Source organism: Okeania sp. SIO2F4 (genome assembly GCF_010672385.1).
Classification (GTDB): Bacteria; Cyanobacteriota; Cyanobacteriia; order Cyanobacteriales; family Microcoleaceae; genus Trichodesmium.
In genome coordinates, this window is sequence record NZ_JAAHGT010000371.1 from 1 (window position 1) to 8759 (window position 8759).

Annotated in this window: 5 protein-coding genes; 4 read left to right on the forward strand and 1 reads right to left on the reverse strand. The window is 38.3% G+C overall.

All coding sequences use genetic code 11. The annotated features are described in order from the left end of the window. Window positions 1–1107: non-hydrolyzing UDP-N-acetylglucosamine 2-epimerase (wecB, locus tag F6K22_RS21785; RefSeq protein WP_375340185.1), on the forward strand; the 1107-nt coding region annotated here is incomplete at its 5' end. An 863-nt stretch (window positions 1108–1970) separates the two neighbouring features. Here wecB and F6K22_RS21790 read toward each other — a convergent pair. Beyond that, complete coding sequence (locus F6K22_RS21790; protein ID WP_293102584.1) at window positions 1971–3110, reverse strand: tetratricopeptide repeat protein; 1140 nt, start codon at window positions 3108–3110, stop codon at window positions 1971–1973. Window positions 3111–3567: 457 nt separating this feature from the next. Here F6K22_RS21790 and F6K22_RS21795 point away from each other — a divergent pair, with 457 nt between their 5' ends. The 3 genes from F6K22_RS21795 to F6K22_RS21805 form a co-directional block, all read left to right on the forward strand. Then, window positions 3568–6105 carry a macro domain-containing protein gene (locus tag F6K22_RS21795; RefSeq protein ID WP_293102587.1) on the forward strand — a complete coding sequence of 846 codons (2538 nt, stop codon included), beginning with the start codon at window positions 3568–3570 and terminating at the stop codon, window positions 6103–6105. A 106-nt stretch (window positions 6106–6211) separates the two neighbouring features. Continuing rightward, window positions 6212–7705, forward strand: coding sequence for a M48 family metalloprotease (locus F6K22_RS21800; RefSeq protein WP_293102589.1), 1494 nt, complete (start codon window positions 6212–6214; stop codon window positions 7703–7705). A gap of 315 nt (window positions 7706–8020) precedes the next feature. Then, on the forward strand, window positions 8021–8759 hold a 739-nt coding region (locus F6K22_RS21805; RefSeq protein WP_293102592.1), incomplete at its 3' end, for a two-partner secretion domain-containing protein.

Consider the following 8759-nt stretch of genomic DNA (forward strand, 5'->3'; position numbering starts at 1 on the left):
AACAGTCCTATTCAAGTAGCAATTACTTTAGGAACTCGCCCCGAAGCTATTAAATTAGCACCAGTTATCCAACTTTTTCAAAATTCTCCTGATTTTAACACCTTAGTAATTTTAACTGGCCAACATAGGGAAATGGTTGCCCAAGTAATGAAATTATTTGATATTAGCCCCAACCAGGATTTAGCAATTATGCAAACTCGGCAAACATTGACAAATATTATGTGCCGAAGTTTGCAAGGATTAGAAGAATTATTTCTACAGTTACAACCCAAATTAGTATTAGTTCAGGGAGATACTAGCACTGCTTTTGCTGCTGCCCTAGCTGCATTTTATCAAAAAATTCCTGTTGGTCATGTAGAGGCAGGTTTACGGACTAATGATTTATTTAATCCCTATCCCGAAGAGGCAAACCGCCGTCTAATTTCTCAGATAGCTCAATTACATTTTGCCCCTACAACTTTAGCTATGGAAAATTTACAAAAATCTGGAGTAGTAGGGGAAGTTCATCAAACAGGAAATACAGTAATTGATGCTTTGCTCAAGGTAGCAAAATCTCAACCTAAATGTCATATTAATGGTTTAGATTGGTTCAAATATAGGGTCATATTAGCAACAGTTCATCGTCGGGAAAATTGGGGAGAACCTTTAGAAAAAATTGCTCAAGGATTTCTGCAAATTTTAGATAAGTTTCCTGATACTGCTTTGGTTTTACCTCTGCATAAAAATCCGACAGTTAGGGAACCTTTAAAAGCAATTTTAGGGAGTCATCCGAGAATATTTTTAGAGGAACCTTTTGATTATAGTGAATTGGTAGGAGCAATTCAAAATTGTTATTTAATATTAACTGATTCTGGGGGTTTACAAGAAGAAGCTCCTAGTTTAGGTAAACCAGTTTTAGTATTACGAGAAACAACAGAAAGACCGGAGGCAATAATGGCAGGAACTGCTAAACTTGTTGGTACTAATACGAGTAATATAGTGGCTGCTGCTGAAGAATTATTGAGTGATGATGCTAAGTACAAAAAGATGGCAATGGCAATTAATCCTTTCGGTGATGGTCATGCCTCGGAGAGAATTATCAAGATTGTGCAAAATTATTTGAGTTAGAATGAATTGATAAATTTTAATCAACAGTCTGTAACTATTATTGGATCGCAGATAAGTAGGTAAGTGGGAAAATTTAGAACTACGTCCGAAGCGACGGGAACGGAGTGGAAGGAAGCAATCTCAAGAGCTAATACCAATTTCATCAAATATTGCTACACTGGCTCTGTTTTTAGGAGTCAACCCACCCCTAACCCCTCCCTGGAGGGGAACTAAACCCACCCCTAACCCCTTCCTGGAGGGGAACTCAGTCGGTTATTTATTTTTTATGAGAGTAAAACTGTTCCATGATTGACTAAAAATAGTTTTATAACTATCAGAATTTGTTTTTTGTCCCCAAGGAATAATTTAATTTTTACCCTCATAGTCGGCAGTAAATTTACCGAAAAATGAAGGTTTAAACCCTCTCATGAGCAAGGAGAAAAAGCGGTCGTTTGGGGAGCATTCCGTCAGGATGGGATGGCGAGGTTTCCCGCTCTTGACAGAGGAGCTGCCTCTTGCAGAGGAGCTGCCTCTTACAGAGGAGCTTCGCTAACGCTAACGCCATATCCAATCGACCAAGAGAGCGCTCGGAAAGCGGAGCATGACCTAAGATGGGATGGCGTTTCGGCGCTTGAGCCGACATGAAAAGCGGAGCGGCTATGCACTCTTCGGGAAACCTCGCTTGCCTCCAATCGACCAAGAGAGCGGTCATGTCGCGAAGCGAAATGAAAAGCGAAGCTTTCCGTCCCTAGTGCTATCCTTGCTTTGGAGTCTTCTGGCGATCGCCTTTTTTTGGTTGTTAGCATGGTTGTTTACTAAACGTAAGAGGAATTAGGACAAGTTATACCAATTTAATAAAATCAGGAAACTTACCCATAACCAGTCTAATTTGCCTTTAACTCTCTGAGGTCATCCAAAGCTTTTTGATACAATTCTTGATCTCCTTGTTTCTTATATAACTTAACAGCTTTTTCCAAGTCTTTAATAGCTTGTTTTGTATTCCCTTGTTCCTGATAAACCGCACCCCGGTTATTGTAAGCATCAGCATCCTCGGGATTAAGTTCAATGACTTGGGTCAGATCGGCGATCGCCTGTTTATATTTTCCTTGCTCATAATATGCTAAACCCCTAAGATGGTAAGCGTTGGTATAGCTAGGATTAATTTTGATCGCTCGACTAAAATCAGCGATCGCCTGTTTATATTTTTTTTGCACATCGTAGAGAAAACCCCGGTTATAGATTGCATCATCGTAATTAGGTTTGAGTTTGATTGCTTGAGAGTAGTCGGCGATCGCTTGTTTATATTTTTTTTGATCAGAGTAACGATTGCCCCGGTTATAGTAAGCTTCAGCATAGTTAGGATTGAGTTTAATCGCTTGGGTGTAGTCAGCGATCGCCTCTCGTTCGTTTGTTTGGTTAGAGTAGACATTACCGCGGTTGTAGTAGGCAACAGCATCATTAGGATTAAGTTCAATAACTTGGTTGTAATCAGCAAGTGCCTTTTTATACTTTCCTTGGGCATTGTAGATACTACCCCGGTTGTTGTAAACTTGAGCCAAGTCTGGTTGAAGTAGAATTGCTTTATTGTAATCAGTCAGTGCTTTTTTATATTCTCCTTGCTCAGAGTAGAGATTCCCCCGATTAACATAGGCATTAGCACCCTTGGGATTAATTACAATGGCTTGGTTGAAAGCAGCCATCGCCTTTTGATACTTTCCTTGAATTTCGTAGATAACACCCCGGTTGTTGTGGAAATCAGAATCCTGGGAATTAAGTAGAATCGCTTGGTTGTAATTAGCAATTGCCTGTTGATACTTTCCTTGGATATAGTAAATAACACCCCGGTCATTATAGACAGCAGCATCCTGGGGATTAAGTAGAATCGCTTTGTCGTAATCAGCTAGTGCCTGTTCATACTTTCCTTGGTTATAGTAAGCAATACCCCGCTTGTAGTAAGCACCAGCATCATTGGGATTAAGTTCAATAGCTTTATTATAGTCAGCCATTTCGTCAAAAGAAGTCATAGTTAAACATCACCTTGATTCAGAAAAATATAAATAATAATACTTAGTCTAACCTAAAAAATTCACCAGCAACTACATTGAGATATATAGAACCCCTGAAGGTATCTTAAATATAGGGAGATGGGGGGGTGGAGAGTGTGGGGAGGCGCCTCCCCACAATTTTTCGGTAACAGGCAAGAAAGATAAAAGTGTACCATCAGCTTACTGATACTAATTCACTGTAAAGATGTCACAAATAGTTTCAAACTTTAAATGTCAAATAATTGCCTCAAACCTTTCTCTTGCCAAAATTTTTAGCCTATCCAATCTAACTTCTGAATTCTGTGAAATGGTATGATAAACACTATAGTTTTGATTAAAACTGATTTTACACCTACCTAAATTCATTGATATTGAGCAAATCTCAGGGAAATTGTGTATAATAATGAGAAGAAATTATACTAATTAAGAATAAAGTATGAATAAACTAGGGCAAAGTCAGCAGATTTGTAGGGAAAATCTAGGACGGGGCGAACGCTTGACCATTATTCAAGGCGATATTATCTCTCAACAAGTAGATGCGATAGTCAACCCTACTGACAATAATCTCCGTGGTTATGGGCTATGTAGCAAAATTCATCAAGCAGCAGGAGAAGCACTAATAAACGCCACCAGACAAATAGAATGGCTCAACACCAGCCAAGCCAAAATTACTAAAGGCTATCAACTTGTGGCCTCATATATCATTCATACTTGTGCCCCGGTTTGGGATAAAACCAATAGCCAGATATCCAGCAAACAGCTAGCCAAATGTTACCGGAACTGTCTCCGGTTAGCAGCAGAAAACCAAATTCATAGTCTCGCCTTTCCCTGTATTAGTACAGGAATGCGTGGATTTCCTAAAGATTGGGCTGCCAAAATAGCTCTAACAGAAGCTTTGACATTTTTGCAAAATAACTCTCTCCCATGGAAAATAATTTTTGTCTGTCGCGAGCTAGATGATTACGAACAATATCAGACCAACCTGCCAAATTTCATAACTTCTCCTACTTCCTCAGAAAAACCTGAAGCACAAATAGCTAAACAGTTAGTTGCTCAAATTTCATCTGAGCATCGAGTTGCCATTATTGGCAGTACGTCATTTTGGGGTGTGACTACTGAGGCAATATGCAATGCTACTGGCAGAAAACTTGCTACTTTTGGGGAAAATTTAGCTCTTTTAACAGGTGGAGTTACTGGTATACCTGAAGCAGTCTCCCGTAGTTTTTGGCAAGAATGCAGCAGGCAAAATCAACCTGCTCCAGTTTACCACATTCAGTCAGAAGGATTTTTACCATGGCAATTTGGTACAAATCTATATGGAGGTAAAACTTTATTTGAGCGTCGAGAAATTTTAGCTCACATGGCATCGGTTTATGTGCTAATAGAAGGGGGACCAGGAGCCAAACAAGAAGCCGAAGTTGCAATAGAAACTGGTGCGGTGGTAATTCCAGTGGGGGTGACAGGAGGTTTTGCCAAACAACTTTATCAACAAATGTCTCGTCCTTACTATATATCCTCTGAGTTGTGGCAAAAGTTGGGGCAACAGAATATTTCATCAGAAACAGTCGGGGAGGCGATCGCTCAAATTATTCAAAAAATATGGCAACGTCCAAAAGATGTGATATTTGAGCCAGAGAAAAAATACGTTACCGATTTAGAATTGCACTCAGCATTAGGAGTTAACTACAGAAAATTGCAAAATTTACTAGCAGCATCTCAATGGCAAAAAGCTGACAGGGAAACCTTCCGCCTATTTTGTGAAATTGCCTTGAGAGCGCAAGTATACGAAGGTGTTCGGGAAATCAGAGAGATTTTGAAGAAAATTGACAAAAATATGCAACCAGAGAGATTTCATGAACTTACTCACTTGCTACAGCATTACCAAAAAATGCTTGGGAGTATTCATCAGCAGGAGTTTCCCACTTCTTCATTTTATGGTTATTTTCCTGGTTGCTTGAATGGAAAGTTTATTCACAAACTGCCTTTGCTAGATTTGCAAACAATTGATTTGCTCTGGATAGTCTATTCTCATGGGCGTTTTGGATTTAGCGTCCAGGAAAAAATTTGGCGCACACTATATATTCAAAATGATGACGAGGCAAAGGTAGAGGAGAATTTTATCAGTTGTGTGGGGCGTGGTTATTCTCAAACTGGTGATGCATATCGGGAGGGTGAAATTTACTTCACCCTTAATTCTCCAGAGGGGTTGTTACCATGGCTCAACTGGTATGATGCTGAAGGTAATCTTCATGGTATAGAATCTGATAACCAGTTAACTTATTTGATAAGTGGGTTGGCTCAAAGGGGTATTTTTAACAAGCTATGGCGACAGCGAATTCAGGAAAGACTAGAAGCGGGAGAGAATGATTTTTCTAACTGTGTGCTGAGTGGTTTAGCTTTGCAGGGTTTAAATTTTCAAGGTGCTAATCTTAGGGGTGCTAATCTCCAGAATACTAACTTTGAGAGAGGAAACTTTGCTGAAGCTGATTTGAGGGGTGCTAATTTAGCGGGGGCAAAATTTTCGGTAGGAGCGTTACAGGATGCAATTGTTGATGGGAGTAAGATTACCGATCGCCAATGGTTAAGAACTTATATGATTCTAATTGTTGATGATTCTATTGTTGTTCGTCAACTTTTGAGTACAACTTTTACTAATGCTGGCTATCAGGTGGAAATAGCTAGAGATGGGTTAGAAGCTTGGAATAAACTGCAAAATAATCTACAAGTTGACATGATTTTATTAGATCTAGAAATGCCTAATATGAATGGTTATGAGTTAACTAAAAAAATCAGAAATGATTCTAGGTTAAAAGATATACTAATAGCTGTTCTGACTAATCGTGGTACGATTAGAAATAGGCAGAAAAAAAATCAGCAAGAATTTAACTATTGTAGTTATTTGACAAAACCTTGTGTTGAAGAAGTAGTGTTAGAGACAGTTAAGAATGTTTTCAATAAACAAGCCTGGTCTTGAAGAAGTCATAAGTCATAAGTCATAAGTCATAAGTTAGAAGTTAGAAGTTATATCAAGTAATATAAGATTAAATCACCTTAATATAGATCGCAAATCCTGTAAAATTATGAAACTTTTCCTAAATTATTTGACAATTATACTTAGCATATTTGCCCTGCAAAACTTTGCTTTAGCAGAAACAAATACTCTAGAAAAAAAACCGCAAAATTCTCAGTCAGAAAAAATATTTCCTACTAACTCCCAACCTCAAACACCAGAAGAAAAATTAGCCGCAGCAGACAGACTTTATTTAGCAGGAGAAAAAGCAGCAGCGGAAAAACTTTATCGAGAAGTAAAAGAACCATTTTCTGAAGATATTAGAGCTAAAGTTAATCGCCCTCAACCAGTCTATGAACCTACAGAATTACCTGTAACTGCTCAAGTTTATTGGCGACAAGCACAGGAAGGTTTAGCCAAAAATCGAGAAACTCAAATATTTGTATCTTTAGAATTATTAGTTAAAGAATATCCCCAATTTATTCCAGCTCATCTTCAATTTGCAGAAGCTTTAAAAACTGACGAAAAAACAGAATTAGCTTTAGAAGTATTACATCAAGCAGCAGGTTTATATCCCAATGAACCAGAATTAATTAAAGCAACAATTACTGCCCTAGCAGATGAAAAAAAATGGTTAGAAGCAAGTTTATCTGCCCAACAATTTGCTTTAATGAATCCCGAACATTCCCTAGTTAATGAATTTAATCAATTAGCAGAAACCTATAGAAAAAAATTTCAATCTCAGCTCAAATCAAGATTAAGAAGAAATGCAATTGCTAATGTTGTGACTGGGGCATTAGGGGTAGCTATTACTGGCAATCCTTTTGCAGCTATGAATGCAGTTCAAACAACAGCAATGATGCTCCAAGGAGAATCAAGAATTGGCAAAAATATAGCAAAGTCTGCTAATAAACAATTACCTATGGTTGAGGATGAAGAAATTCTTGAATATGTCAATAATATGGGCAAAAAACTTGCGGAAATGACGGGTAGAAATGAATTTGAATATAATTTTTATGTAGTTAATGATGAAAACCTCAATGCTTTTGCTTTGCCCGGAGGGCAAATATTTATCAATTTGGGAGCAATAATGAAAACTAATTCTGAAGCAGAATTAGCAGGTTTACTAGCTCACGAACTAGCTCATACTGTATTATCCCATGGATTTAAGTTAATGTCTGAAGGTAATTTAGTTACTAGCATTGTACAATATATTCCTTATGCTGGCGGTACAGCTAGTAATTTAATTGTGCTTAACTATAGTCGCAAAATGGAACGTCAAGCAGATGTATTAGGAACGCGAATTTTAGTATCAGCAGATTATGCTGCAGATGGGGTGAGAAATCTTATGGTTACTCTCAATGAAGGGAAAGAAAATATTGGTATTCTTGCTTGGTTATCTACTCATCCAGAGACAGCAGAAAGAGTACGTTATTTAGAGGAATTAATTGTTAATAATGGTTATAATCGTTATGCTTATGAAGGGGTGGTATATCATGGCAAAATGCGGTCAAAAGCTAAAGCTTTATTAGTAGAAAAGAAAAAAGATTTTTCAGAAATTTAGATATTTCTTGCAATAGAAAAAATAGAGGGAAAATAACCCTCAAAAATATCAAAGTTCCACTATGAATTGATGTGCCTTTGTTCCCTCTTATAATTAAGTTATTCGATAGCTTCCTTCTATTTCCTTTTTAACTTCTAATATTATGTGCCCCCTCCGGGGGAACTACGAACTGCGGATAATCAGTTATAAAAAAGTATTAGTTTGTAGTTTTGCTCTAGCCCCCTAAATGTCTATCCATTGCTCAAGCCTAACTACGAGCCTAATTATAAGTATTCAACCGAACATGATATAATCTTAAAGATTAAAGATTTTTATATGAAACCTACTGTCTTAGAATCTTACCGTATATCTGCCCTTACCATAATTTTAGGGACATTGGCCGTAGCTCCCCCCGCCAACTCCCAACCTATAACCCCCGCTAACGACGGCACAAACACCATCGTAGCTCCACAGGGCAATCAATTTAATATCCAAGGTGGCACTCGCAGCGGAGCCAACCTCTTCCACAGTTTCGACCAATTCAACCTCCCCACCAACCAAACCGCGAATTTCCTTACCATCCCAGACACTCAGAATATTCTAGGGCGAGTTACAGGAGGTAACGCCTCATATATTAATGGTCTCATTCAAGTTATCGGCAGTAACTCCAACCTTTTCCTGATGAACCCCGCAGGCATAATGTTTGGTCCAAATGCTAGCCTCAATATACCTGCTTCATTTAGTGTGACAACTGCCACAGGTATTGGTTTTGACAATAACAACTTTTGGTTTAAAGCTATGGGGACAAACGACTACTCAAATTTAGTCGGAAACCCCAGTGGATATAGATTTAACGTCTCAACTCCAGGCGCTATCCTTAATGAAGGAAACTTAAGTTTAAACCCTGGAGAAAATCTCACTTTATTGGGCGGGACTGTTATTAATACCGGGCAACTCTCGACCCCTGGTGGAAACATTACCATTGCAGCAGTAGAAGGTGGTAGTACCCTGAGAATATCACAACCAGGACATTTATTAAGTTTGGAAGTAAACTCAACAACAGCAAATGGAGACG

Bases quoted from the DNA above. Each gene is read 5' to 3' on its own strand.
- F6K22_RS21790 (WP_293102584.1), bottom strand. From the start codon at position 3,110: ATGACTTCTTTTGACGAAATGGCTGACTATAATAAAGCTATTGAACTT.
- F6K22_RS21795 (WP_293102587.1), top strand. From the start codon at position 3,568: ATGAATAAACTAGGGCAAAGTCAGCAGATTTGTAGGGAAAATCTAGGA.
- F6K22_RS21800 (WP_293102589.1), top strand. From the start codon at position 6,212: ATGAAACTTTTCCTAAATTATTTGACAATTATACTTAGCATATTTGCC.